The following is a 25,806-nucleotide window of genomic DNA, read 5'->3' on the forward strand; positions in this document are numbered from 1 at the left end:
CGCCATCTGTCTGACAGTTTTGTAGGGAGGCCTGCTTTTTCCGCGGAAAGTTTCCATTCGGTATCGACTAGTGATACGCGAGACGAATTCTCGTTCGGTTCTCGCGGTGGGCCGCCCTCGTCTCGGCCCTTCCCTCAGTCCGCGGACACGTCGTCGAGTGCCTCCCTGATCTCCACGGGCAGCGTCAGATCCTCGGCCTGGAGGACCCCGGACAGCTGCGCGTGGGTGCGGGCGCCGACGATGGCCGAGGACACCCCCGGCTGGTCGCGTACCCACGACAGGGCCACCGACAGCGGTGAGACGCCGAGCCCGTCGGCGGCGGTCGCCACCGACTCCACCACCCGTCGGCACCGCTCGTCGAGGTAGGGGGTGACGAAGTCGGCGAAGTGCGGGGTCGCGGCCCGGGAGTCGGCGGGGATGCCCGTACGGTACTTCCCGGTGAGGACTCCACGCCCGAGAGGCGACCAGGCGAGCACCCCCGCGCCGACGTGCTCGGCGGCGGGGATCAGCTCGCGCTCGGCCTCCCTGGCCAGAAGTGAGTACTCGACCTGGGCGGCGACGATCGGCACCCTGCCGGGCACCGCCCGCTGCCCCACGGCCGCGGTCGCCAGCTGCCATCCCGCGTAGTCGCACACCCCGGCGTACGCGGCCCGCCCCGAGGACACGATGGCGTCCACGGCTGCCAGAGTCTCCTCCAGCGGGACGTCGGGATCGAAGGCGTGCAGCTGCCACAGGTCGACCTCGTTCACGCCCAGGCGGGTCAGGGAGGCGTCGATCGCGGCCACCAGGTGCTTCCTGGAGGCGTCGCGCGGCCTGCGCCCGGCCGGGGTGAGCACGGCCTTGGTGGACAGCACCAGCTCGGAACGCGGCACGGAGTCGCGCAGCAGCCGCCCGAGCAGCCGTTCGGCGTCGCCGCCCGTGTAGACGTCGGCGGTGTCGATGAGCGTGCCGCCGGCTTCGGCGAACGTGCGGAGCTGTGCCGCGGCCTCCTCGGCGCCGGTGTCACGTCCCCACGTCATCGTCCCGAGTCCCAGGCGGGACACCGACAAGCCGCTCCGGCCCACATAGCGCTGCTCCATGATCCGGCCAGATTACCGCCCGGCCACTTAAAAGTAGTGGAGCGAGGACTGCAAGACTTGCCCGCGTGACGACCTTGTTGCTGGCCAGACACGGCCTTACCCACCTCACCGGCCCGGTCCTCGCGGGCTGGACCCCGGATGTCCACCTCAGCGACGCGGGACGGGCCCAGGCGGAGGCGCTCGCCGCGCGGCTCACCTCCCTGGAACTCGACGCGATCGTCTCCAGCCCGCTGGAACGCTGCCAGGAGACCGCCCAGGCGGTAGCCGAGGGACGGCGGGAGGCGGAGGTGCTGACCGACGAGCGCTTCGGCGAGTGCCGCTACGGCGACTGGACGGGCCGCCCGATCGCCGAGCTCGCCAAGGATCCCCTCTGGCCGGTCGTGCAGGCCCACCCGAGCGCGGTGACGTTCCCCGGGGGAGAGTCCCTGGCCGCCGTCCAGCATCGCGCCGTGGCGGCCGTCAGGGAGTGGAACGAGCGCCTCGGTCCGAAGGCGGTCTATCTCGTCTGCAGCCACGGAGATGTGATCAAGGCCATCGTGGCCGACGCCATGGGGCTCCATCTGGACCAGTTCCAGCGGATAACCGCTGATCCGGCGTCGCTCACCGCCATTCGCTACACCCCCTTGCGTCCCTTCGTGCTCAGACTCAACGACCTGGGTGGAGATGTGGCCGGATTACGCCTTCCGGAGGGTTCGGACGGTGAGGAGGGGGGAGAAAATCCCACCGGGAGCGATGCCGCAGTCGGCGGCGGATCCGGAACCACGTAGGGTCAGGCTATGCCGGTCTTCGACTACGATCCACCCGAGAGGTTCGTGGCCGGTGCCGTGGGGCAACCGGGATCACGAGCCTTCTTCCTGCAGGCGCGAGGCCAGGGCAGGCTGACCACCGTGGCGCTGGAGAAGTTCCAGGTCGCGGCGCTGGCCGATCGTCTCGACGAGTTGCTCGACGAGGTGTTGCGGCGAGGTGAGGGCGGTGCCGCCGTCCCCGCCGTCGCCCCGGCCGCGTTGACGGACAACGCCCCCCTCGATGTGCCGATCAGCGAGGACTTCCGCGTCGGTGTCATGGCTCTGGCCTGGGACTCCGAGGCCGCACAGGTGGTCATCGAGGCCAAGGAGGCCGTCGCCGAGGATGAGGAGTTCGAGCCGTCCCCGATCGTCGAGCCCACGGTGCTGCGCGTGCACATCAGTCCCGGCGCCGCGAGGGCCTTCACCAAGCGGGCCATGGCTCTCGTCGCCGCCGGTCGCCCGCCCTGCCCGCTCTGCGCCCAGCCTCTCGATGCCGAGGGGCATATTTGTGTGCGGCTCAACGGTTACCGGGGTAGTAGCGCTTCATCTGCTGGAGGAGGCGAATGAGTGCTGAGAGCGAGCCGACGCTGAGTGCGGCGCCGGCCGCGGGGCTGGACGACGAGACCGCGACGCGTCTGCTCCGTGACGGCCAACTGGATGTGGCGGGCCGCCTGGTCGAGGCGACCAACATGACGCTCTACTGTTCGGTCAGGCTCGGCGGGCTCGCGGCGGCGTGCGTGTACAAGCCGGTACGGGGCGAACGCCCCCTCTGGGACTTCCCCGACGGCACCCTGGCCGCCCGCGAGGTCGCCGCCTACGAGGTCTCCGCGGCGATCGGCTGGCGGATCGTGCCGCCCACCGTCTACCGCGACGGCCCCTTCGGCCCGGGAATGTGCCAGCTGTGGATCGACACCGACCCCGAGATCGACCTGATGGTGCTGATCCGCAGCCGCCAGCCCTCCCTGCGGCGGATGGCCGTCTTCGACGCGGTCGTCAACAACGCCGACCGCAAGGGAGGCCATCTGCTGCCGCTCGCCGACGGCCATGTCTACGGCGTCGATCACGGGGTCTCCTTCTCCGCGGAGGACAAGCTCCGCACCGTGCTCTGGCAGTGGCGCGGCAAGCCCCTGTCCCGCGAGGCGATGAACGCCCTGACCCGCCTTGAGGCCGACCTGGAGCAGGGCCGCCTCGGCCGCCGCCTCCGTGAGCTCCTCACCCTCCACGAGGTCGAGGCCACCTGGGCGAGGGTCCGCAGGCTCCTCGACACCGGCCTGCACCCCCTGCCCTCCAAGGATTGGCCCGCCATCCCCTGGCCGCCGATCTGAGGCGCCTCGCCGCCCGCGCGCGGCGACGCCCGCGCCCTTGCCTTGGCGCGGCCTTACCGCGGTCTTCCCGTGGGCAGCGTGACCCCGGTCCGAGCCCGCCTCCCGCGAGGGCGTACCCTCCGGGCATGTGCACGGTTGTCGTCAGTATCGATCCGAGCGCCGAGATCCCCCTGATCGTGGTCGGGGTGCGCGACGAGTTCACCGCCCGCCCCTGGGTTCCCCCGGCCCGGCACTGGCCACAGAGCCGGCCCGGCCTGATCGGCGGGTGCGATCTCCTGGGAGGCGGCACCTGGCTGGCCGTCGACCCCGGGGCCCGGAGGGTCGGTGCCCTCCTCAACGGGCTCGGCGTGCTCGCTCCGGAGGAGTCCCGCCGCTCACGGGGCGACCTGGCTCTCCTGGCGGCCGACGGAGGCCGGCCGACGGAGGGTGAACTCGGTCACTACGACCCCTTCCACCTGCTACGGGCCGATCCCGGCGGGGCTCGACTGTGGCACTGGGACGGGATCACCCTGAAGAGGGACGACCTTCCCCCGGGAACCCACATGATCGTCAACGGCGGGTGGGAGCGCGGTGAGGAGAACGAGCGCGTGGCGTTCTTCCGCCCCCTGTTCGCAGGAGCGGGCCGCCCCTCGAAGCTCGACGGTCCATGGGATGAGTGGAGGGAACTCGCCACGGGGGCGGGGATCTCCTCCGAGGATCCTCGCACGATGATCGTCCATCACGAGCTGCCCGACGGACGGATCTTCGGCTCGGGGTCCGTCACCCTGCTGGCCCTGGCACCCGGCGGCGTGCGCTACGACTTCACCGCCGACCCTCGCGATCCCGGCGCCTTCCGCGAGATCCTCACGGAATGATCCGGTCGGCTTCCGGAGTTGAGGTGAGTGCCCCGTATACCCACCACCCCGCGCCAACCGGGGTGGTCTATCTGCTGGATAGGCTTCATTATCATGAGATCGTGGTCTGAGCCGAAGGTTCCTCGGCTTCCCGGTGCCGGTGTCCCGCTGCGGCTGTTCGACACCGCCGCGCGAGAGGTCTGCCCCACAAAGCCGGGTCCCACGGCACGGATGTACGTCTGCGGCATCACGCCCTACGACGCCACCCATCTGGGCCACGCCAACACCTACCTCGCCTTCGACCTGGTCAATCGTGCCTGGCGCGACGCCGGTCATGAGGTGCACTACACCCAGAACGCCACAGACGTCGACGACCCCCTGCTCGAACGTGCGGGGCGGACCGGCATCGACTGGCGTGACCTGGCCGAACGCGAGATCGAGCTGTTCCGGACCGACATGGAGGCGCTGCGCGTCCTGCCGCCGCGCGACTATGTCGCCGTGACCGAGGTGATCGATCAGGTCGCCGACCTGATCGTGTCGTTGCGTGACAAGGGCGCGACCTACGAGCTCCACGGCGACGTCTACTTCGACGTGGCCGCGGCCCCCAAGTTCGGCGCCGTCTCCGGCTACTCGGAGGAGCGCATGCTCGCCCTGTTCGGCGAGCGCGGGGGAGATCCGGACCGGCCAGGCAAGAAGCATCCGCTCGACTGGCTTCTCTGGCGCGCGGAGCGCCCGGGGGAGCCGTCCTGGCCCTCTCCCTTCGGCCTGGGCAGGCCCGGCTGGCACATCGAGTGCACCGCGATCGCCCTGGCGAACCTGTCCAGTGGTTTCGACGTCGCGGGTGGCGGTTCCGACCTGATCTTCCCCCATCACGAGTGTGGCGCCCACGAGGGCCATGTGGCCTGCGGGGAGTGGCCGTTCGCGAGGGCGTACGTGCACGCGGGCATGGTCGCCCTGGACGGCGAGAAGATGTCCAAGTCGAAGGGCAACCTGATCTTCGTCTCCCGCCTGCGCCAGGAGACCGACCCGATGGCCATCCGGCTGGCCCTGCTGGCCCAGCACTACCGTGCCGACTGGGAGTGGACCTCGGAGCAGCTGGCCTCGGCGGAGGTGCGGCTGGCGCGCTGGCGCTCGGCCGCGGGACTGCAGACCGGCCCCGACGCCGGGGTCGTGCTCGAAAGGGTACGCGCCCGGATCGCCGACGATCTGGACGCTCCCGGAGCCCTCGCGGCCGTCGACGACTGGGCCGAGCGGGCCCTGTCGGAGGGGGGCAACGACCCGGACGCGCCGATCCTCGTCAGGAAGACCGTGGACGCGCTGCTCGGGGTCGAACTCTAGGGGCCGACGGTCGTCCGCGCCCGAGAGACGACTGAGCCCGCACCGCGCGAGCGGTGCGGGCTCAGTCTGAAGCCTTTGAGGTCAAACCAGATCAGATGACCTGAACCTGGTCGGCCTGCGGGCCCTTCTGGCCCTGCGTGGTGACGAAGCTGACACGCTGGTTCTCCTCCAGGCTGCGGTAGCCGCCGGAGTTGATAGCCGAGTAGTGCACGAAGACATCGGCGGTGCCGTCATCCGGTGCGATGAATCCGAAGCCCTTTTCGGCGTTGAACCACTTAACGGTGCCCTCAGACAAAACTACTTCTCCTCATTGGGAGCCTCACCGAACCACCAGGTCGGCGGCACGGGGCTGCGTTGCGGACCCTACCATGCACCCGCGGAAACCATCCGGAGAAACTGTGTAACGTCCGCTGTCGGCGGACTTCTCATAAGCACTTGAGATGATAAGGCTAAACTGAGAGCTACGACTGCAACCATGCAATCCTATCCGAGGCTGCAGTGATGCGCAAGTCACGAAATGGAGTCGAGGAAGCGCTCGCGATCCTCCTCGGGGAGGTGGTCGACGAAGAGGGTGCCGTCGAGGTGGTCGGCCTCGTGCTGCAGGACGCGGGCGAGCATGCCCAGGGCGCGGACGGTGACGGGTTTGCCGAACATGTCGCGGCCACGGGCGGTGACCATGTAGGAGCGTTCCAGTGGCCACCAGCGATCCGGCGCGGACAGGCAGGCCTCATCGGCCACGATCTTCCGATCGGACAGCTCAAGGCGCGGATTCACCAGATGGCCGGACTTGCCGTCCAGTTCGTAGACGACGACCCGCAAGGGGACGCCGATCTGTGGGGCGGCCAGCCCCGCTCGGCCCGTGCCGGCCCGCATCGTGGCCTGGAGCGACTTGACCAGGACGCGCAGCTCGCGGTCGAAGGTGGTCACCGGCTCGGACACCGTGCGGAGCACGGGATCGTCGAACAGTCGGATCGGCTGGACGGCCACGCGCACTCCCCGAAGCGGACGGACTGACGTCGAAGACGGTTCCCGTTGCCGCCCTGACTCAATCGTTACTGCGTCACCCCTTTGTGTTTCCGGAATGTTGCGAGGGTGCGACCTGTGCATTGCGTATTTCCATGGTTAGTTACACGTAACCGGCGCACCATCACAGATAGTAAATGTGCGTAATGCCGTCCTCTTAGATTTCGGGATCGAAGCCCCCGAAATCGCAGGAGGAACGAACGATGGCCAAGCCCTGGATCAGCGACTGGCGGCCCGACGACCCCGACTTCTGGCAAGGACAGGGCAGGAAGGTGGCCCGCAGGAACCTGGTCTTCTCCATCTTCGCCGAGCACCTCGGGTTCACGCTGTGGACCGTGTGGAGCATCGTGGCCGTGCAACTCGGCTCCTACGACTTCTCCACCGACCAGCTCTTCTGGATCGTCGCCCTGCCCAACCTGATCGGTTCCGCGCTGCGCATCCCGTACACCTTCGCCCCGGCCAGGTTCGGCGGCAGGAACTTCACCGTCGTCAGCGCCCTGCTCCTGCTCGTGCCCGCGGTGCTGCTCGCCGTCGCGGTCGGCAACCCCGCCACCCCCTACTGGGTATTCCTGGTCATCGCGGCCACGGCGGGCCTGGGCGGCGGCAACTTCGCCTCCAGCATGGCCAACATCACCTACTTCTATCCCCAGGACAGGCAGGGCTCGGCGCTCGGGCTCAACGCGGCGGGCGGCAACATCGGGGTCAGCTCCGTGCAGCTCGTCATGCCCCTGGTGATCGGGGCGTTCGGCCTGGCCGCCGCGGGACTGTTCTGGATCCCGTTCATCCTGGCCGCCGCGATCGGCGCCTACTTCTTCATGGACAACCTGACCTCCGCCAAGGCCAGTCCCGCGGACCAGTTGAAGGTCGCCGGCCGGGCCCAGACCTGGATCATGTCGGTCCTGTACATCGGCACCTTCGGTTCCTTCATCGGCTACTCCACCGCGTTCCCGCTGCTCATCAAGAGCCAGTTCCCCGAGCAGGCATCCCTGGTCGCGCTGGCCTTCATCGGCCCGCTGCTCGGCTCGCTGGTCCGCCCGATCGGAGGCTGGCTGTCGGACCGGCTCGGCGGGGCGCGGGTGACGTTCTTCAACTTCGCCGCGATGGCGGGCGCGGCGGCGCTGGTCTGGCAGGGCCTGTCCCAGCACGCCTTCGCACTGTTCTTCTGCGCCTACATGCTCCTGGTCGCCACCACCGGCATCGGCAACGGCTCCACCTACCGGATGATCCCGGCGATCTTCCGGGCGAAGGCCGTGGCGGGTCTCGCGGCGGGTACCGAGGCCCACGAGGCCGCCGTGGCCGTCGGGAAGCGGGACGCCTCCGCCGCGATCGGGATCATCTCCGCGATCGGCGCCTTCGGCGGGTTCTTCATCAACCGTGGCTTCGGCAGCTCCATCGCCGCCACCGGGGGAGCGGGTGCCGCACTCGCATCCTTCGCCGCCTTCTACATGGTGTGCGCGGTCATCACCTGGGCCTGCTACCTGCGTACCGCGGGATCGGTGCCGAGCCTGGCGGCGGCGCGCGTGTGATCGCCGGCGTGACAGGTAACCGGTTTCGCTCACATCCGACACCGACCCTGCCGACGGACAACTCACATCGGCCTCATCGCGTATGTGAACGCGGTTAGCGGCTTGTAGCACATCGGTAACAGGGGAGACCACGCCGTGAAACCACCTGAAAGCACCATCGGATCCATGTCGGTCTCACTTCCCCCCCAGACGCGTGTGAAGGCTGGGACGACGGCGTACCGCCCCCACCGCGCTTCGCGGTACGGCCGAAACGCCGCGGCGGACGAGACCGTCACCATCATCGCCTCACGTCAGGGCGCCCGTCCCCCGGGAGAGACGGTCGCGCCGCGGGCAGGGAAGAGCGGCGCCACGACCGGTCCCGAGGGACGGGCGGACGACGGCGGAACGTACGGGAAGACGACAGCGGAGCGTACGGGAAAAGGAGCGCGGCCATGTCACGGCTCGTCGTGGTAGGACACGGACCCACATCGCACCGGCTGGTCGAGGCGCTGGTCGCCAAGGGCTTCGCGGGCGACATCACGGTGCTGGGGGAGGAGCCCCGGCCGGCGTACGACCGGGTGGCGCTCACCTCCTACCTGGCGGGCAGGAGCATCGAGGACCTCACCTATCCGACGCCGGAAGGGGTCGTGCTGCGGCTGTCGTCCAGGGTCGTGCGCATCGACAGGGAGGCGTGTGAGGTCACCACCGCCGACGGGCACCGAGAGCCGTACGACGTGCTGGTGCTGGCCACCGGTTCCAGCCCGTTCGTGCCACCGGTGCCGGGCAGGGAGCTGGACGGCTGCTTCGTCTACCGCACGATCGACGACCTCGACGCGATCAGGCAGGCCGCCTCGGGCGCCACGAGCGGCATCGTGATCGGCGGCGGGCTGCTGGGGCTGGAGGCCGCCGACGCGCTGCGGGGCCTGGGGCTGGCGACGCACGTCGTGGAGATGGGCGGCTGGCTCATGCCCCGGCAGGTCGACGAGGGCGGCGGCGCCGTCCTGCGCGGCCACGTGGAGGCGCTCGGCCTGAGCGTGCACACCGAGGCGGGGGCCAAGGAGATCGTCGCGGGTCCGGACGGGCGGGTCGCGGGCCTGGTCAAGCCGGACGGCGAGACCGTCGAGGCGCAGATCGTGGTCTTCTCCGCGGGCGTCAGGCCGCGCGACGAGCTGGCCAGGCAGGCGGGCCTGGAGGTCGGCGGGCGCGGCGGGATCGCCGTGGACGACGGGATGCGCACCGGCGACCCGGCGATCTACGCGGTCGGCGAGTGCGCCCTGCACGAGGGTGTGGTCTACGGGCTGGCGGGGCCGTGCTTCACGATGGCCGAGGTCGCCGCCGACCGCATCATGGGGGGCGAGGCGGTCTTCACCCGCGCGGACCTGTCGACCAAGCTCAAGCTGCTCGGTGTGGAGGTCGCCCAGTTCGGTGCGATGGAGGGCGCGCTGGATGTGACCTTCATGGACCCGGTGGGCGGGGTCTACCAGAAGTTGTTCGTCAGCGACGACGCCCGCACCCTTCTCGGCGGGATCTGCGTCGGCGACGCCACCCCGTACAACACCCTCAAGCCCTTCGTCGGCCGTGACCTTCCGGGGTCGCCGAGCGAGCTGTTGTTCACCGGCGGCCCGGCGAACATGGAGGTCCCCGACGACGCGCAGGTCTGCTCGTGCAACAACGTCACCAAGGGACAGGTGTGCGAGGCCATCGCCGAGCACGGCCTCACCGACGTCCCCGGCATCAAGGCGTGCACCCGCGCCGGCACCACCTGCGGTAGTTGCGTTCCGACGCTCAAGCAGATCCTCGTCTCCTCGGGCGTCGAGGTCTCCAAGGCACTGTGCGAGCACTTCGCGTACAGCAGGGCGGAGCTGTTCGACATCGTCCGGGTGCGTGGCATCACGACGTTCTCGTACCTCATCGCCGAGCACGGCACCGGGCGCGGCTGCGACGTGTGCAAGCCCGTCGTCGCCTCGATCCTCGCCTCGCTCGGCAACGGCCACATCCTCGACGGCGAGCAGGCCGCCCTGCAGGACACCAACGACCACTTCCTGGCCAACATCCAGCGCAACGGCACCTACTCGGTGGTGCCGCGCATCCCCGGCGGGGAGATCACCCCGGAGAGCCTCATCGTGATCGGCGAGGTGGCCCGCGACTTCGGTCTCTACACCAAGATCACCGGCGGGCAGCGGATCGACCTGTTCGGGGCCCGCGTGGAGCAGCTCCCGCTGATCTGGAAGCGCCTGGTGGACGCGGGTTTCGAGTCCGGGCACGCGTACGGCAAGGCTTTGCGCACGGTGAAGTCCTGTGTCGGCTCGACCTGGTGCCGTTACGGGGTGCAGGACGCCGTGGGCATGGCCATCGCGCTGGAGCTGCGCTACCGGGGCCTGCGCTCGCCGCACAAGCTGAAGTCGGCCGTCTCCGGCTGCGCCCGCGAGTGCGCCGAGGCCCGCGGCAAGGACTTCGGCGTCATCGCCACCGAGAAGGGCTGGAACCTCTACGTGGGCGGCAACGGCGGCTTCACCCCGCGCCACGCCGACCTGTTCGCCTCCGACCTGAGCACCGAGGAGCTGGTCCGCGTCATCGACCGGTTCCTGATGTTCTACATCCGCACCGCCGACCGCCTGCAGCGCACCTCCGCCTGGCTGGAGGCCCAGGGCCTGGCCTACGTCAGGGAGGTCGTCCTGGACGACTCCCTCGGGATCTGCGCCGACCTGGAGACCCAGATGGAGCGGCACGTGGCCGGTTACGCCGACGAGTGGCGTGCCACGATCGAGGACCCGGAGAAGCTGCGGCGGTTCGTCTCCTTCGTCAACGCACCCGGGACCCCGGACCCGTCCATCGCCTTCGAGACCGAGCGCGACCAGGTGAAACCGATCCTGATCCCGCTGGAGGTCGTCCGTTCCTGAGCGGTCCCGGACCGTTCTGAGCCCTGCCCGCCCGTACCGGACCGTCACCGTGACCGTCGCATCCCGAGGACCCGAGGAGAGGAGACCTTCACCGATGACAGCACTGAGAGAAGACCTGGAGACGACCCGCTGGACCCCGGTCTGCTCCTACACCGACCTGCTGCCCGAGCGCGGAGCGTGCGCGCTCGTCGGCGACAGGCAGATCGCGCTGTTCCGCGCCTTCGACGGCTCCCTGTTCGCGATCGGCAACCTCGATCCGTTCAGCGGCGCCCACGTCCTGTCCCGCGGGATCGTGGGCACCAGGGCCGGAGAGCCCGTGGTGGCCTCCCCCATGCACAAGCAGGTGTTCTCCCTCGTGACGGGGGTGTGCCTGGACGATCCCGCGGTGGCCGTGCCGACCTATTCGATCCGCGTCACCGGCACAACGGTGGAGGTGGGCTCCGCGTGAGCGCGGGCGGGTGCGGGGCGGGCAGCGTGGAGTCGCGGACGGCCGGATACCGAGGAAACATCGAGCGAGGAGTGGTGAACGACAGATGAGCATGGCCGTTCTGGACAGTCCTATCGGCTCTCCCGAGACCGCGCCCGACGCGCTGGCCGGGTTCACGATCGGGGTCACCGCCACCCGGCGGCGCGAGGAGTTCTGCGCACTGCTGGAACGCAGGGGCGCCAGGGTGGTGCGCGCCCCGGCGATCCGGCTGGTTCCCTTGGCGGAGGACGCCGACCTGCTGGCCGCGACCCGTGCCAGCCTGTCGGCCCCGATCGACGACGTGGTGGTCACCACCGGCGTCGGCTTCCGCGGCTGGATGGCCGCTGCCGAGGGCTGGGGGCTCTCCGGCGACCTCTCCGAGCATCTGACCTCGGCCAGGCTGCTGACCCGAGGGCCCAAGGCGCGCGGGGCGGTCAGGGCGGCGGGCCTGGTCGACCACTGGACCCCGCCCACGGAGTCGTGCGAGGAGGTCAAGCAGCACCTGCTCGCCCAGGACCTGCGCGGCCGCCGCATCGCCGTACAACTGCACGGGGAGCCGCTGACCGGTTTCGTGACCGCGCTGCGCGAGGCGGGCGCGGAGGTCATCGAGGTGCCGGTCTACCGGTGGCTGCCCTACCGTGACGTCTCGCCGCTGCGGCGGCTGGTCAGCCAGGCCATCTCCGGCGGGGTGGACGCGGTGGCCTTCACCAGCGCCCCGGCCGTGCTGGCCATGCTCAACTCCGCCCGCGCCGACGGCCTGGAGGACGCACTGATCGCGGCCTTCGCGGGACCGGTCGTCGCTGCCTGCGTGGGCCCGGTCACCGCCGGGCCGCTGGAGGCGCGCGGGGTGCCCACCGTGCAGCCCGAGCGCTCCCGCCTGGGCACGCTGGCCCGTGCCCTCGCCAGGCACCTGCCCGAGCACAGCGTCACCCGTCTGGTCGCGGGGGGCCACCAGCTGGAGATTCGCGGCCACGCCGTCGCGGTGGACGGCGAGCTGAAGCCGCTGCCGCCGGCGCCGATGGCGGTCCTCAAGCGTCTGGCGGACAAGCCGGGACACGTGGTGGCCCGCTCGGATCTGAGGACCGTGCTCCCCGGCGGCCCTTCGCGCGACTCGGCCGAACACGCGGTCGAGATGGCCATCACCCGCCTGCGCCGCGCCCTCGGCCCCGCGGGGATCGTCGAGACGGTCGTCAAGCGCGGCTACCGCCTGGCCTGCGACCGGGGCGAAGGCCTGTGACGACTCTGGTCCTGGCCGGGCACGGCACGCGCAGCTCTTCTGGGGAGGAGACCCTGGCGGGCCTGCGCGACCTGGTGCGCAGGGGTCGCCGGGGCACACGTGTGGAGCAGGCGTTCCTGGAGATCAGCGCACCTCTGCTCGCCGACATGCTTCCCGGACTGCCCGGCCCCGTCGTGGTGGTCCCGCTGCTGCTGGCGGGTGGTTACCACGTGCACATCGACCTGCCCTCCGTGGTGGCCGCGGCCAGGCCGGACGCCGTGGTGGCGCCGCCGCTGGGGCCGCACCCGCTGCTCGCCGCCGTTCTCGCCAGGCGGCTGTCCGCCGCCGGGCTGAGGGCGGCCGACTCGGTGATCCTGGGGGCGGCGGGGTCGTCCGATCCCGCCGCGCTCGCCGACGTGCGGGCGGCGGCCCGGCTGCTGTCGGTCCGGCTCTCCCGTCCGGTCACCGCGGCCTTCGCCGCGACGGGCGCCCCTTCGGTCGCCGAGGCACTGGATCGGCTGCGCTCGGGACCCGCGCCGCGGATCGCGCTCGCCTCCTATCTCCTGGCTCCCGGCTTCTTCCAGGACCGCCTGGAGGCGTCCGGCGGCGACCTGGTCGCCGCACCCCTGGGGGTGGACGCCGACCTGGCCGCGCTGGTGTGGGCCCGGTTCGACCAGGCCCGCCTGGCGTCGGTGGCCTCGAAAGGCGGCCAGGCCCGCCGGACGTCCGTGGCGGCGGGGGCCGGGGCACGCCAGGCAGCGCCGGAGCGCGAACGTCCCGGCTCAGGCGGGGGGCACCTGGCGCCGGTGGTCCCGGGGGCCGATCAGTCTCGCTGGGGCTCCAGCCTCAGCTCCCGGACGATCTCCTCGGCGACCTCGTCGCGCGACGGCAGGAAGTCGGGGCCGAGAAGTATCTCGTAGTAGGCGTGGCGGAAGCACCCGGCGAGCAGCAGCCTGGCGCTGGCGACCGGGACGACCCCGGGGGAGAGGCGCCCCGCCCGCTCCTCGGCCGCGAGATATGTGGCGAGCGGGATGATCTCCGACATCGGGTCGATGTCGCTGTCGCGCATCGCCTCGCGGAACCGGACGGTGACCGAGGGGGAGGTGAAGGCGGGCAGCGCCGCCGACTGGACCTCGCAGTAGTAGTCGATGCCGGCTCGCGCGATGGGCAGAAGGTTCTCGCTCACCCGGCCCTTGCCGACCAGATACATCAGGTCGTCGAGAATGCGCCGCCAGACCGGGAGCCGGTCCTGCAGCAGGGCGAGGAACATGTCGACGGCGTGTCCGGAGGCGGTGCCCCGGGAGCGCGGCTGCGAGGCGTCGTCGGCCTCCTCGCGTTTCATGAACGCGGCCAGCTCGAGGACGCGGAGCCGCGCGTCCTGCGCGTTCCTGTGCGGGTCGGCGGTCTTGTGGTAGGGGTCGATATAGGGAGTCGCCATGATCGCCCTAACGTGCGCAGTCACATGGACAGGTGGTCGTGGCAGTGATGCGTCGTCCGTCGGCCCCTCGCGGGAGGCCGTGTCCTTCCTGGCCGTGGAGTCACCGACGTCCGGTTTGCCGTTCGGCGTCCCCGAGGGTCCGGGACGCGCCCGATCAGTGCTGTCGGCCCGGGCCTGACCCCAGGATCAACTGGATTCAACCTAGGCGAAAAAGGGCGTCCGGTGGTAACCGTACGCCGTGAGTTCAGCCGTCGGAGTCACGGTCGCGGCGGCGCAGATAGCGCTCGAACTCGGCGGCGATGGCGTCGCCGCTCGCCTCGGGCAGCTCGGCGGCGTCCTTGCGCTCCTCGAGCTCCTTGACGTACTCGGCGACCTCGCTGTCCTGGGAGGCGAGCTCGTCGACACCGTGCTCCCAGGCCCGGGACTCCTCGGCCAGCTCGCCCAGCGGCATCGGGATGTCGAGCAGGTCCTCCATCCGGCTGAGCAGTGCCATGGTGGCCTTCGGGTTGGGCGGCTGGGCCACGTAGTGGGGCACCGAGGCCCACAGCGACACGGCGTGCAGCCCGGCGGCGCCCAGCGAGTGCTGGAGGACGCCGACGATGCCCGTCGGTCCCTCGTAGCGGCTCAGCTCCAGGTTGATCGCCCTGGCCAGGCCCTCGTCGGTCGCCGATCCCACGATCGGCACCGGGCGGGTGTGCGGCGAGTCGTTGAGCAGCGCGCCGAGCAGAACCGCGAGCTCGACTCCCAGCTCGCGGCAGACCAGCACGATCTCCTCGCAGAACGCACGCCAGCGCATGTTGGGCTCGATGCCGCGCAGCAGCACCACGTCGCGGTCGACGCCCGGGGGTCTGGCCACCGACAGCTTGGTGGTCGGCCAGGTGATGGAGCGCGTCAGCCCCTCACCCATCTCGACGATCGGGCGGGTCATCTGGAAGTCGTAGTATTCCTCCGGGTCCAGGGAGACCAGCGGGGTCGCCTTCCACTCGTCCTCCAGATGCGCGATCACTCCGCTCGAAGCCTCACCCGCGTCGTTCCACCCCTCGAACGCGGCGATCATCACCGGGTCGACGAGCTCGGGCAGACCTTCGATCTCGATCACGCGCCCCCTCCTTCTCACCTCACGCCCTATCCGGCTAAGCCTATGTGGTGAGGGGGCCTTCACGTCACCTTCCCGGCGCGGTGTGGACGATCAGGACGTTGCGGTCCGCGCGCCGAGCCTCACCATCCTCGCGAGGGTCCGCCGGGCTCGCCGGGCTCTCAGCCATCGGCCGAGAGAGGCGCCCTTGGCGCCCCGGGGAATCGCCCGCGCGGGCAGGGGCGGCAGGAACCGATGGGGATGGTGCGATCATCCATCATCAGCACATAAGGAAATGCTTAGGAAATTAGCGCAATTAATTGGATAAGTTCAGTCACTGTCAAGAACAATCAGCGCCCGGACGGATCCCAGTACGCTTGCCCCATGACAAGCAGCCCGTCTCTCCGTGAGGTCCTGGCCGAGCGCGTGACGGTCGCCGACGGGACGATGGGGACGACGCTTCAGGCCCACGACGTCACCATGGACGACTTCCGAGGCCACGAGGGCTGCAACGAGGTGCTCAACGTCACACGCCCCGACAGCGTCCGCGCCGTGCGCAAGGCCTACTTCGAGGTGGGGGTCGACCGCGTCGAGCCCAACACCTTCGGCGCCGATCCTTCAGCTCTCGGCGAATACCACATCTCCGAGCGTGTCTTCGAGTATTCCGAGGCCGGTGCCCGCGTCGCCCGCGAGGCCGCCGACGCCCACTCCACCCCCGGCCGCCCCCGCTTCGTGCTCGGCTCCATCGGACCGGGCACCAAGCTCCCCTCGATACTCATTCGGCTATCCGGCCTGCCCCAACCTGGAGGACCAGGTGCAGCTGACGGGGCTGCTCGATCCGGCCAGGATCGGTGTCGAGCTGTCGGAGGAGTTCCAGCTCCCCCTGAGCAGTCGACGTCGGCGCTGATCGTCCATCATCCCGAAGCCAACTATTTCAACGTATGACCGGTGTGTGATCGGCCAGGAGGATTCACGGGAAATGGAAGCTGTTCTCTTCGACATGGACGGGCTTCTCGTCGACAGCGAGAAGATCTGGTTTCAGGTGGAGACCGAGGTGATGGAACGACTCGGCGGCGAGTGGGGGGAGGCCCACCAGGAGAACACGGTGGGCGGCTCCATGGCGGTCACCGCGGCCTACATGCTGCGGATCTCCGGTGGTGACGCCGGCTGCGCCGAGGTGGAGACCTGGATGCTGGAGGGCATGATCGCCAAGCTCTCGGGTGGGGTGGAGATGATGCCCGGGGCCTTGGAGTTGCTGTCGGAGGTGCGCGAGGAGGGGCTGGCCACCGCCCTGGTCACCTCCTCGGCCAGGCCGATCGCCGAGGCGTGCCTGAAGAGCATCGGCGAGCACAACTTCGACCACGTGGTCACCGCTGACCACGTCACCAAGACCAAGCCCCACCCCGAGCCCTACCTGACGGGGGCCCGGCTGCTGGGTGTCGATCCGGCCCGCTGCGTCGCCCTGGAGGATTCCCCGAATGGGGTGACGTCGGCCACCGCCGCGGGCTGCCGGGTGGTGGCGGTGCCGAGCGTGCTGCCGATTCCCTCCGCGCCCGGCCGCCTCGTCGTCGGCTCGCTGCTGGAGGTCGACGTGGCGGTACTGCGTTCGCTCTCCCTCGGCGAGCCGCCCTTCGCCGAGCCACCCGCCCGTGGGTCCTCCGTCGCAGGTACCTCCGACGGTTAGTCCCTCCACGAAGAACTCCTCACCGGGTAGCCGACAGGGCGGACGGCTTCCCCGGGGACGGTCCGATGGGGGTCGTCCCTGATATTTCACGCGAGCCGGGCCGTATCCCTTAGGGGGCGATCCCTCCTCAGGAAGGAGGGCCCGTCCCGATTCGACGTGCCAGGATGGATATCCGGGTAAGCCGATATGAGGGGCGGTCCGCTGTGTCGTACGAACAGATCGCGTGGTTGCCGCTCTGCGCCGGGGTCACCGGCGTGGGGCTGGTGCTGAGTTTCCTGCTGATGCGCCGCCGGGGCGCCGCGGCGGGGTTGCGTGCGGTGGCCTGGTCGCTGTTGCCCGTCGCCGCCTACCTGACCGGCGCGCTGCCGACCGTGTGGCGGATCGGCACGGCGATCGGCGGGTTCCTCACCGGTCTGGTGTTCAACCCCGTGGTGTGGTCCGGGGTGGCGGTGACCGGGTTGTCCGTGCTGCTCTTCCTGATCTCCGGTTTCATGCGTGGCCGCCGCCTCAAGGCCGCGGCGTCCGGGACATCCCCGGCGTCCGCCACGGGCGCCCCGGTGCGGAGCGAGGCCGTGACATCGGGCACGCCCGGTGCGACGGCCGCCACGCAGCCGCTCCCCAAGCGCACGCCCGCGCCCTCGCCCGTGTCCCGGGCCGCCGGATCGAAGCCCGCGGCGAAGCCGGCCGCCGATGACGACTTCTCCGATGTCGAGGACATCCTCAAGCGTCACGGGATCGGGTGACGCTGCGTAAGCGTCTCATTTCAATGTCACGAATCCGAGACAGAAGCGGAACGGCGTCCGGACATTACCTTCAAGATCAAAACGAATGAATTTCGCGTGAATCACAGTTGAGCCACATAGCGCCTCAGGGGACTGGTCAGCGCAGTTCAGCCCATAGATTCTGCCCTCGGGACCACTAATAACGGCCCGTAGACTAACGGCGCGCTACCCCGACCCGGGGAACGCGTTAACGGACGACGTCGTCTGGGATCCAGGGGGCCAACTGTATGACCGCACCGCTCGACGCCCCCGGTAAGGCTCCCGAGGTCCCGCCGGAGGCAGTGCTCGCGGGAGCGGGCGTGAAAGCCATCCAAGGCCGATCGCTCGGACAGATCGCATGGATGCGTCTGAAGCGCGACAAGGTCGCGCTTGCCGGCGCCGGCGTGGTCGTCCTGCTGATCCTCACCGCGATATTCGCTCCGCTGATCGTGGACGTGTTCGGCCACCCGCCGAACGAGTTCCACCAGGAGATGATCGACACCTCCACCATGACCCCCCAGGGCGGTACGGGCATCAGTGGGGACTTCCTGTTCGGGGTGGAGCCGGTCAACGGCCGCGACCTTTTCAGCAGGGTGGTCTACGGAGCACGGATCTCGCTGCTGATCGCGGTCCTCGCCACCGTGCTCTCGGTGGTCATCGGCACCGTCATGGGAGTGATGGCCGGTTACTTCGGCGGCTGGGTCGACACCCTGATCAGCCGCACGATGGACGTCTTCCTCGCCTTCCCCCTTCTCGTCTTCGCGATGGCCCTGGTCGGTGTCCTCGGCCAGTTCGAGCAGAGCCTCGGCGTGACGGGCGACACGTTGCGCATCGGCCTGCTGATCTTCGTGATCGGCTTCTTCAACTGGCCCTACATCGGCAGGATCATCAGAGGCCAGACACTGTCACTGAGGGAACGCGAGTTCGTCGACGCCGCCCGCAGCCTGGGCGCCCGCGGACCGTACATCCTGTTCCGGGAGATCCTGCCGAACCTGATCGCGCCGATCCTCATCTACGCGACGCTGCTCATTCCCACGAACGTCCTGTTCGAGGCCGCGCTCTCGTTCCTGGGAGTCGGTATCCAGGCGCCCACGGCGACCTGGGGAGGCATGCTCTCACAAGCGGTGAAGTTTTATAACGTGCCGCATTTCATGTTCTTTCCTGGCATGGCGATCTTTATCACGGTGCTGGCTTTCAACCTCTTCGGCGACGGGCTGCGCGATGCCCTCGACCCGAAAGCGTCCCGCTGACCTTCAACCTCCCGTTCTCCCGGATTAACAAGGGGTGCAAGTAAATGAACAAGAGATCCGCAGTGGCCTTCGCGGCCGCGGGTGCCGCTCTCTCCCTGGGGCTCTCCGCCTGCGGTGGCGGTGGCGGCGGCGAGACGAAGCCGGCCGACGGTTCGTCGGGCGCGCCGGCGGCCGCGGACGCGTTCAACGCCGGACTCGAGGCGGTGTTCAACCCTTCCGACAAGAAGGGTGGCGTCCTGAAGATGGCCATCTCCGAGGACTGGGACTCGGTGGACCCCGGTGACACCTACTACGCGCTCTCCTGGAACCTCGTCCGGATCTACGGCCGTTCGCTGGTGACCTACACCCCGGCCCCCGGCGCCGAGGGCCGCAAGCTCTCCCCCGACCTGGCCGAGAGCCTGGGCGAGTCGAGTGACGACAACAAGACCTGGACCTACAAGCTTCGCGCCGGCTTGAAGTTCGAGGACGGCACGCCGATCACGTCCAAGGACGTCAAGTACGCGGTCCTGCGGTCCATGGACAAGGAGACCCTGGTCAACGGCCCGACGTACTTCAACGACTGGCTGGACCTGCCGAAGGACTTCAAGAGCGTCTACAAGACTCCGGACGTCAACACCGACTCCGCGATCGAGACGCCGGACGACCAGACGATCGTCTTCCACCTGAAGAAGGCCTACGCGGGCTTCGACAACTTCGCGGCGCTGCCCGGCACGATCCCGGTCCCTCAGGCCAAGGACACCGGCGTCAAGTACCGTGATCACGTGATCGCCTCCGGTCCCTACAAGTTCGACAAGGTCGAGGCGGGCAAGCAGTACACCCTGGTCCGCAACGAGCACTGGGACCCGGCGACCGACCCGATCCGCAAGGCGCTGCCGGACAGCTACGAGATCTCCCTCGGCGTCAACGCCGACGACCTGGACAACCGGATCATCTCCGGCGACCTGCACATCGACCTCGCCGGCTCGGGCGTCCAGCCCGCCGCGCTCGGCCGCGTGCTGGGCGACCCGACGCTGAAGGCCCGATCGGACAACCCCACCGGCGCCCGCACCTGGTACACCTCGATCATCTCCGACGTGGCCCCGCTGGACAACGTGGACTGCCGCAGGGCGATCATCTTCGCCGCCGACCGGGTGGGCCTGCAGAACGCCTACGGCGGTGAGTTCGCCGGTGGTGACATCGCGACCGGTCTGATGCCGCCGTCGATCGGAGGCTGGAAGAAGCTGGACCTCTACCCGACCGGCACCGGCGACGTGGAGAAGGCCAAGGAGGCCCTCACCGCGTGCGGCAAGCCCGAGGGTTTCGAGACCACCATGGCCTACCGCGCCGACCGCCCGAAGGAGAAGGCGACCGCCGAGTCGCTCCAGCAGGCGCTGGCCAAGGCCGGCATCAAGCTGACGCTGAAGGGTTACCCCACCGGTGACTACTTCGCGCTCTACGCCGGCAAGCCGGACTTCGTGAAGAAGAACGGCGTCGGCCTGGCCACCAACGGCTGGGGCGCCGACTGGAACGACGGCTTCGGCTTCATGTCGCAGATCGTCGACAGCCGTACCATCCGTGAGTCGGGCGGTAACTACAACCTCAGCATCAAGGACAAGGAAATCGACGCGAAGATCGATCAGGCACTCCAGGAGAACGACGTCGCCAAGCGTGACGCGATCTGGGGCGAGATCGACCAGAGGGTGATGGAGCAGGCCTACGTGCTGCCCTCGGTCTGGTCCAAGGGCGTCCTCGTCCGTCCCCAGGGGGCGACGAACGTCTTCGTCACCGGTGCGTTCGACATGTACGACTACCTGAACCTGGGTGTCCAGTAAGCGTCGGAAATCCAGTTCGGTTAGTCGAGTTCGGTTAGTCGAGGCTTGAAGGGGCCGGCCCGCTGGGCCGGCCCCTGGAGCCGGGGGGACTGTGGTCACTTACATCATCCGCCGCCTGGTCGGCGCGCTGCTCATGCTCGTCATCGTGAGCATGGTCACGTTCTCGATCTTCTTTGTGATTCCCCGCATCGCGGGTGCCACGGCCGAGGACTTCGCCAGCCGTTACATGGGCAGGTCCGCGGACTCGGAGATGATCGCGGTCACGGCGGAGAAACTCGGGTTCAACGACCCGGTTCCCGTGCAGTACGGCCGCTGGATCTCAGGCGTCTTCGTCGGCTCGGAGTTCGACACCGGCGCCTCCATCGAGGAGTGCCCCGCCCCCTGTTTCGGCTACTCCTTCATCAGGAGACAGCCTGTCTGGCCCGACCTGGTGGAACGCATCCCGGTGACCCTCTCGCTCGCACTGGGCGCCTCGGTGATCTGGTTGCTCGGCGGCGTCGCGACGGGCGTGCTGTCGGCGCTGAGAAAAGGCACGATCTTCGACCGGGCGGCGATGAGCATCGCGCTCGCCGGGGTCTCTCTGCCGATCTTCTTCACCGGCATCGTCTCCCTCGTCGTCTTCAGTTACGGGTTGGGCATCACCGCGCCGGGTGGCAGTTTCACGCCGTTTTTTGAGAATCCAGCGCAGTGGGCCTACAACCTCCTCCTGCCATGGATCACACTCGCGTTCCTCTACGCCGCGTCCTATGCGCGTCTGACCAGGGCGGGAATGCTGGAGACCATGAGCGAGGACTACATTCGCACGGCCAGGGCCAAGGGCATGCGCGAGTCCAGGGTGGTCGTCAAGCACGGGCTGCGCGCCGCGCTGACACCCATCCTGACGATCTTCGGTCTGGACCTCGGCCTGCTGCTCGGTGGCGCGGTGCTCACCGAGAGCACGTTCTCCTTGAAGGGCATCGGCGACTACGCCGTCCAGGCCATCGTGACGAACGACCTTCCGAAGATCATGGGTGTCACCATGGTCGCGGCGCTCTTCGTCGTGCTGGCCAGTCTGATCGTCGACCTGCTGTACGCGGTGGTCGACCCGAGGGTGAGGCTTGGATGAGCGCTCCGTCGAGCTTTCTCGAACTGAGGGACCTGCGGATCCACTTCCCGACGGACGACGGCCTCGTCAAGTCCGTGGACGGGCTCTCCTTCCAGCTGGAGCGCGGCAAGACGCTCGGCATCGTGGGCGAGTCCGGATCCGGCAAGAGTGTCACCTCGCTGGGCATCCTCGGCCTGCACAAGGGAGGAAGGGCGAAGATCTCCGGCGAGATCTGGCTGGACGGTGAGGAACTCGTCACCGCCTCGGCCGACCACGTCAGGACGTTGCGCGGCAAGAAGATGGCGATGATCTTCCAGGATCCGCTCTCGGCGATGCACCCCTTCTACACGGTGGGCGCGCAGATCGTGGAGGCGTACCGGATCCACAATCAGGTCAGCAAGAAGGTCGCGCGCAAGCACGCCATCGACATGCTGGGCCGGGTGGGCATCCCGCAGCCGGACAGGCGCGTCGACAGCTATCCGCACGAGTTCTCCGGCGGCATGCGCCAGCGCGCGATGATCGCCATGGCGCTCTCCTGCGACCCGGAGCTCCTCATCGCGGACGAGCCGACCACGGCCCTCGACGTGACGGTACAGGCGCAGATCCTGGACCTGATGCGCGACCTGCAGCGTGACTTCAACGCCGCGCTGATCGTCATCACCCACGACCTGGGTGTCGTCGCGGAGCTGTCGGACGACATCCTGGTGATGTACGGCGGCAAGGGCATCGAGTACGGCACGTCGGAGAGCATCTTCGAGCGGCCGGAGCATCCCTACACCTGGGGTCTGCTGGGATCGATGCCACGTCTGGACAGGGAGCGGACCGAACGGCTGCTGCCGATCAAGGGCACTCCTCCCTCCCTGATCAACGTGCCCGCCGGGTGTGCCTTCCACCCGCGCTGCGAATACGCCGACCGTACCGGCGGAAGGGCGAACACCGAGGTGCCCGAGCTGATCGAGGGCGAGGGCGGCCATCTGGTCCGGTGCCACCTGCCCCGTGAGGTCAGGCGGGACATCTGGGAGAACGAGATCAAAGCGAACCTGGGGTCATCGTGAGCGAGCGAGCCGACACACCCGTTGCCCAGGCCGTGCGTTCGACGAACGGAAAGTCTGTGACCGAGCCAATTCTGTCAGTGCAAGGGCTGGAGAAGCACTTCCCGGTGACCAAGGGCCTGCTCAAACGCCAGGTCGGTGCGGTCAAAGCGGTCGACGGGATCAGCTTCGACGTCTTGAAGGGTGAGACCCTCGGCCTGGTGGGCGAGTCCGGCTGCGGCAAGACCACGACGGGGCGCATGATCACCAGGCTCATCGAGCCGACCGGCGGAAAGATCGTCTTCGAGGGACACGACATCACCCACATGTCGCAGTCCAAGATCCGGCCGCTCCGGCGCGACGTGCAGATCATCTTCCAGGACCCCTACTCCTCGCTCAACCCCCGCCACACGGTCGGCGCCATCGTCGGCGCGCCGTTCCGCATCCAGGGGATCCAGACCGAGCAGGGCACCAAGAAGGCGGTCCAGGAGATCCTGGAGCTGGTCGGGCTCAACCCCGAGCACTACAACCGCTACCCGCACGAGTTCTCCGGCGGCCAGCGCCAGCGCATCGGCATCGCCCGCACGCTCGCACTCAAGCCCAAGCTCATCATCGCCGACGAGCCGGTCTCCGCGCTGGACGTGTCGATCCAGGCACAGGTGGTCAACCTCCTGGAGGACCTGCAGGACGAGCTCGACCTGACCTACGTGGTCATCGCGCACGACCTGTCGGTGGTCCGGCACATCAGCGACCGGGTCGCGGTCATGTATCTCGGCAAGATCGTCGAGTTGGCCGACCGCAAGGACCTGTACGAGTCGCCCATGCACCCATACACCACCGCGCTGATGTCCGCGGTGCCCGTCCCCGACCCGGCCCGGCGCAGGGACCGTGAGCGCATCCGCCTCCAGGGCGACGTGCCCAGCCCGCTCAACCCGCCGCCCGCCTGCCGGTTCCACACTCGGTGCTGGAAGGCCCAGGAGATCTGCAAGACGGTGGAACCGCCACTGGAGACACTGGCCCCGGGGCACCAGGTCGCCTGCCACTTCCCGGAGAACGCCTCCACGGAGCAACCGCCTCTGCAGGCCGTCTCGAGCTGACCGCACTCGCCGCGCTCCCGTACGCCGCGCGGGCGGGTGCGTGAGGGCCCGCGCGACCGGGCGCCCCTGGCGCCTTCGCGCGAGCGTGTGAGGGGCGGCCAGGACCGGCGCGGGCGTGTGAGGGGCGTCAGGGAAGCGCGCCCGGCGTGATCAGACCGGTCTCGTACGCCAGGACGACGGCCTGGACGCGGTCGCGCAGGCCCAGCTTGGTGAGCACGTTGCCGACGTGGGTCTTCACCGTCGTCTCGCTCACCACCAGTTCGGCGGCGATCTCCGCGTTGGACATGCCCTTGGCGATCAACCGGAGCACCTCCAGTTCGCGCTCGGTCAGCCGGTCAAGGCGCGCGGGGGTCGACTGCTGGTGCACCGAGGGCAGGTGCGCGCCGAACTTGTCCAGCAGCCGCCTGGTGACGCTCGGCGCGACGATGGCGTCGCCCGCCGCCACCACCCGGATGGCCTGCACCAGTTCCTCGGGCGGGACGTCCTTCAGCAGGAACCCGCTCGCCCCGGCGCGCAGCGCCTCCACGATGTACTCGTCGAGGTCGAAGGTCGTCAGCACCAGCACCCGCGGCACGTGCGCGCCCACGGTGGCCTCCCGCACGATCCTGCGGGTCGCCTCGATGCCGTCCACCCCCGGCATCCGGACGTCCATCAGCACCACGTCGGGCAGCAGCGCCCGCGACTGGTCCTGTGCCGCCTTGCCGTCTCCGGCCTCGCCGACCACGGTGAGATCGGCCTCGGCCTCCAGGATCAGGCGGAAGCCGGTGCGCAGCAGTGGCTGGTCGTCCACCAGCAGCACCCTGATCGTCATCACGTGTCCTTGAGGGGAAACCGGGCATTGACCTCGAATCCGCCCCCGTCGCGCGGGCCGATCCTCAGAAGTCCACCATAGAGGGCGACACGCTCGCGAATACCCGCCAATCCGTGCCCGGTCGCCTCCGCGTCATCCTCGCGCGCCTGCGGGCCGAGGCCGTCGTCCTCGACCTGGATGGCCAGTCCGCCCGGTTCGTGCCGCACCCTCACCCAGGCCCGTGCCTGCGGCCCCGCGTGCCGCAGGCTGTTGGTGAGGGCCTCCTGGACGAGCCTGTACGCGGCCAGGTCGACACCGGGAGGCAGCGTTCTCGCCGTTCTCGCCGTCCCTGTCGCTCCTGCCGTCCCCGCCGCCTCCGCCGCTCCTGCCGTCTCCGGGGTGGCCCGCTCGTCCTCGATGCACAGCTGCGTCCGCAGCCCCGCCTCGCGCATCTGGTCGACCAGGGCGGGGATCTCACGCACCCCCGGCTGCGGGCTGCGCTCGACGAGGGCCCCCTCGGTCCTGAGCACGCCCACCATGCTGCGCATCTCCGCCATCGCCGTCCGGCCGAGCTCCTCGATCGCCGACAGCGCCTCTCTCGCCCCCTCGGGGTTGCCGGCCATCACCCGGCGCGCCGCGGCGGCCTGGACGGTCATCACGCTCACATGGTGGGCGACCACGTCGTGAAGCTCGCGGGCGATGCGGGAGCGCTCCTCGGCCCTCGCCGCCCGGGTGTCGGCCTCCCTGACGCGTTCCATGCGCCGCGCCCGGTCGCGCAGCTCCGCCTGGTAGGCCCGGCGCAGCAGCACGCTCCGGCCCGCGATCCACAGGGAGACGGTGAAGACGGCCATCAGTAGATGGCCGCTCCACTCGCCGAGCCGACCCCCCGCCGCCGCCGACAGGAGGTGACCGGCGAGGGCGAGCGCCGGGGCGCACAGGCTGAGAGCCAGGCCGCGCCGGCCGGCGATCGTGTAGACCAGCACCAGGGTGACGAGCCAGAGCAGGGAGGGGTTGCGTCCCGTGGAGGTCAGCGTGACCTCTGCCACGCAGACCAGGAAGAGCATCAGGAACGGCCGGTGGCCGCGCAGTGCCACCGACAGGCAGCCCGCCACGATCAGGCCGAGGCCCATCGCGTCGGGCTCCCTCAGACGGTCGGGATCACCGAAGACGTGGGCCACGTGGGCGAAGGGGACCGAGGCGGCGGCCAGCGCTCCACCGAAGATCACGTCGGGAATCAGCGGGTGCCCGTGGAACCACGTCCGCAGGCTGCCGATGGTGTCGCGCACACAATCAATGTAGGCGCCCTTCCACCGGC

Annotated in this window: 25 protein-coding genes; 18 read left to right on the forward strand and 7 right to left on the reverse strand. The window is 69.2% G+C overall.

The annotated features are described in order from the left end of the window. Positions 1-134: 134 nt before the first annotated feature. Positions 135-1,079 carry an aldo/keto reductase gene (locus ABZ664_RS24470; RefSeq protein WP_362514248.1) on the reverse strand — a complete coding sequence of 315 codons (945 nt, stop codon included), beginning with the start codon at positions 1,077-1,079 and terminating at the stop codon, positions 135-137. 65 nt (positions 1,080-1,144) lie between these two features. Between ABZ664_RS24470 and ABZ664_RS24475 the strand changes: the two genes are divergently transcribed. The 5 genes from ABZ664_RS24475 to mshC all read left to right on the forward strand — a co-directional run bounded on the left by ABZ664_RS24475 (position 1,145) and on the right by mshC (position 5,360). Then, positions 1,145-1,846, forward strand: coding sequence for a histidine phosphatase family protein (locus ABZ664_RS24475; RefSeq protein ID WP_362514251.1), 702 nt, complete (start codon positions 1,145-1,147; stop codon positions 1,844-1,846). Positions 1,847-1,855: 9 nt separating this feature from the next. After that, on the forward strand, positions 1,856-2,431 hold the full coding sequence (locus tag ABZ664_RS24480) for a DUF3090 domain-containing protein (RefSeq protein WP_362514254.1): 576 nt from the start codon (positions 1,856-1,858) through the stop codon (positions 2,429-2,431). Beyond that, entirely contained in the window at positions 2,428-3,189 is a 762-nt protein-coding gene (locus tag ABZ664_RS24485) for an SCO1664 family protein (RefSeq protein ID WP_362514257.1), read from the forward strand. The genes ABZ664_RS24480 and ABZ664_RS24485 overlap by 4 nt, the downstream gene beginning before the upstream one ends. A 125-nt stretch (positions 3,190-3,314) precedes the next feature. After that, positions 3,315-4,043 carry an NRDE family protein gene (locus tag ABZ664_RS24490; protein ID WP_362514260.1) on the forward strand — a complete coding sequence of 243 codons (729 nt, stop codon included), beginning with the start codon at positions 3,315-3,317 and terminating at the stop codon, positions 4,041-4,043. Between the two features lie 87 nt (positions 4,044-4,130). Then, positions 4,131-5,360: a cysteine--1-D-myo-inosityl 2-amino-2-deoxy-alpha-D-glucopyranoside ligase gene (gene mshC, locus ABZ664_RS24495; RefSeq protein ID WP_362514392.1), complete on the forward strand. Its 1,230-nt coding sequence runs from the start codon at positions 4,131-4,133 to the stop codon at positions 5,358-5,360. Positions 5,361-5,451: 91 nt separating this feature from the next. Here mshC and ABZ664_RS24500 read toward each other — a convergent pair whose 3' ends face one another. Together ABZ664_RS24500 and def are read right to left on the reverse strand one after the other, a co-directional pair. After that, entirely contained in the window at positions 5,452-5,655 is a 204-nt protein-coding gene (locus tag ABZ664_RS24500) for a cold-shock protein (RefSeq protein WP_344903117.1), read from the reverse strand. 215 nt (positions 5,656-5,870) lie between these two features. Next, positions 5,871-6,347: a peptide deformylase gene (gene def / locus ABZ664_RS24505; RefSeq protein ID WP_362514264.1), complete on the reverse strand. Its 477-nt coding sequence runs from the start codon at positions 6,345-6,347 to the stop codon at positions 5,871-5,873. A 239-nt stretch (positions 6,348-6,586) separates the two neighbouring features. On the opposite strand from def, the gene ABZ664_RS24510 reads away from it, so the two are divergent. The 5 genes from ABZ664_RS24510 (at position 6,587) to ABZ664_RS24530 (ending at position 13,390) form a co-directional block, all read left to right on the forward strand. Then, positions 6,587-7,909 carry an MFS transporter gene (locus ABZ664_RS24510; protein WP_362514267.1) on the forward strand — a complete coding sequence of 441 codons (1,323 nt, stop codon included), beginning with the start codon at positions 6,587-6,589 and terminating at the stop codon, positions 7,907-7,909. 431 nt (positions 7,910-8,340) lie between these two features. Then, positions 8,341-10,788 carry a nitrite reductase large subunit NirB gene (gene nirB, locus ABZ664_RS24515; protein ID WP_362514270.1) on the forward strand — a complete coding sequence of 816 codons (2,448 nt, stop codon included), beginning with the start codon at positions 8,341-8,343 and terminating at the stop codon, positions 10,786-10,788. Positions 10,789-10,882: 94 nt separating this feature from the next. After that, entirely contained in the window at positions 10,883-11,236 is a 354-nt protein-coding gene (nirD, locus tag ABZ664_RS24520; RefSeq protein ID WP_362514273.1) for a nitrite reductase small subunit NirD, read from the forward strand. An 85-nt stretch (positions 11,237-11,321) separates the two neighbouring features. Further along, the gene (locus tag ABZ664_RS24525) at positions 11,322-12,491 is read left to right on the forward strand and encodes a uroporphyrinogen-III synthase (protein ID WP_362514276.1); all 1,170 of its coding nucleotides are present in this window, start codon (positions 11,322-11,324) and stop codon (positions 12,489-12,491) included. Further along, positions 12,488-13,390 carry a sirohydrochlorin chelatase gene (locus ABZ664_RS24530; protein WP_362514279.1) on the forward strand — a complete coding sequence of 301 codons (903 nt, stop codon included), beginning with the start codon at positions 12,488-12,490 and terminating at the stop codon, positions 13,388-13,390. The genes ABZ664_RS24525 and ABZ664_RS24530 overlap by 4 nt, the downstream gene beginning before the upstream one ends. On the opposite strand, the gene ABZ664_RS24535 is transcribed toward ABZ664_RS24530, so the two are convergent. Both ABZ664_RS24535 and ABZ664_RS24540 read right to left on the reverse strand, forming a co-directional pair. Next, on the reverse strand, positions 13,294-13,908 hold the full coding sequence (locus ABZ664_RS24535) for a hypothetical protein (RefSeq protein WP_362514282.1): 615 nt from the start codon (positions 13,906-13,908) through the stop codon (positions 13,294-13,296). The two genes, ABZ664_RS24530 and ABZ664_RS24535, sit on opposite strands and share 97 nt — an antisense overlap. Before the next feature lie 244 nt (positions 13,909-14,152). Continuing rightward, complete coding sequence (locus tag ABZ664_RS24540) at positions 14,153-15,007, reverse strand: PAC2 family protein (RefSeq protein WP_350947671.1); 855 nt, start codon at positions 15,005-15,007, stop codon at positions 14,153-14,155. 360 nt (positions 15,008-15,367) lie between these two features. Between ABZ664_RS24540 and ABZ664_RS24545 the strand changes: the two genes are divergently transcribed. From ABZ664_RS24545 to ABZ664_RS24580, 8 genes are all read left to right on the forward strand, one after another. After that, positions 15,368-15,928: a homocysteine S-methyltransferase family protein gene (locus ABZ664_RS24545; protein WP_362514286.1), complete on the forward strand. Its 561-nt coding sequence runs from the start codon at positions 15,368-15,370 to the stop codon at positions 15,926-15,928. Between the two features lie 34 nt (positions 15,929-15,962). Next, positions 15,963-16,667, forward strand: coding sequence for an HAD family phosphatase (locus ABZ664_RS24550; protein ID WP_362514289.1), 705 nt, complete (start codon positions 15,963-15,965; stop codon positions 16,665-16,667). 203 nt (positions 16,668-16,870) lie between these two features. Further along, positions 16,871-17,410: a cellulose synthase gene (locus tag ABZ664_RS24555; protein WP_362514292.1), complete on the forward strand. Its 540-nt coding sequence runs from the start codon at positions 16,871-16,873 to the stop codon at positions 17,408-17,410. Between the two features lie 266 nt (positions 17,411-17,676). Next, entirely contained in the window at positions 17,677-18,678 is a 1,002-nt protein-coding gene (locus tag ABZ664_RS24560) for an ABC transporter permease (protein WP_362514295.1), read from the forward strand. Between the two features lie 44 nt (positions 18,679-18,722). After that, entirely contained in the window at positions 18,723-20,489 is a 1,767-nt protein-coding gene (locus ABZ664_RS24565; RefSeq protein WP_362514298.1) for an ABC transporter substrate-binding protein, read from the forward strand. A 91-nt stretch (positions 20,490-20,580) separates the two neighbouring features. Beyond that, positions 20,581-21,594, forward strand: coding sequence for an ABC transporter permease (locus ABZ664_RS24570; RefSeq protein ID WP_362514301.1), 1,014 nt, complete (start codon positions 20,581-20,583; stop codon positions 21,592-21,594). After that, positions 21,591-22,628, forward strand: a complete 1,038-nt coding sequence (locus ABZ664_RS24575; RefSeq protein ID WP_362514304.1) for an ABC transporter ATP-binding protein — start codon at positions 21,591-21,593, stop codon at positions 22,626-22,628. Before ABZ664_RS24570 ends, ABZ664_RS24575 begins: the two co-directional genes overlap by 4 nt. Before the next feature lie 56 nt (positions 22,629-22,684). Continuing rightward, positions 22,685-23,701, forward strand: a complete 1,017-nt coding sequence (locus ABZ664_RS24580; RefSeq protein ID WP_362514308.1) for a dipeptide ABC transporter ATP-binding protein — start codon at positions 22,685-22,687, stop codon at positions 23,699-23,701. Positions 23,702-23,828: 127 nt separating this feature from the next. On the opposite strand, the gene ABZ664_RS24585 is transcribed toward ABZ664_RS24580, so the two are convergent. Continuing rightward, a complete protein-coding gene (locus ABZ664_RS24585; RefSeq protein WP_362514311.1) occupies positions 23,829-24,512 on the reverse strand; it encodes a response regulator transcription factor in 684 nt (227 codons plus the stop codon). Next, positions 24,512-25,777, reverse strand: a complete 1,266-nt coding sequence (locus ABZ664_RS24590; protein WP_362514314.1) for a histidine kinase — start codon at positions 25,775-25,777, stop codon at positions 24,512-24,514. Before ABZ664_RS24590 ends, ABZ664_RS24585 begins: the two co-directional genes overlap by 1 nt. Between the last annotated feature and the right edge of the window lie 29 nt (positions 25,778-25,806).

This window comes from Streptosporangium sp. NPDC006930, from assembly GCF_040635605.1.
In the GTDB taxonomy this organism is placed as follows: Bacteria; Actinomycetota; Actinomycetes; order Streptosporangiales; family Streptosporangiaceae; genus Streptosporangium.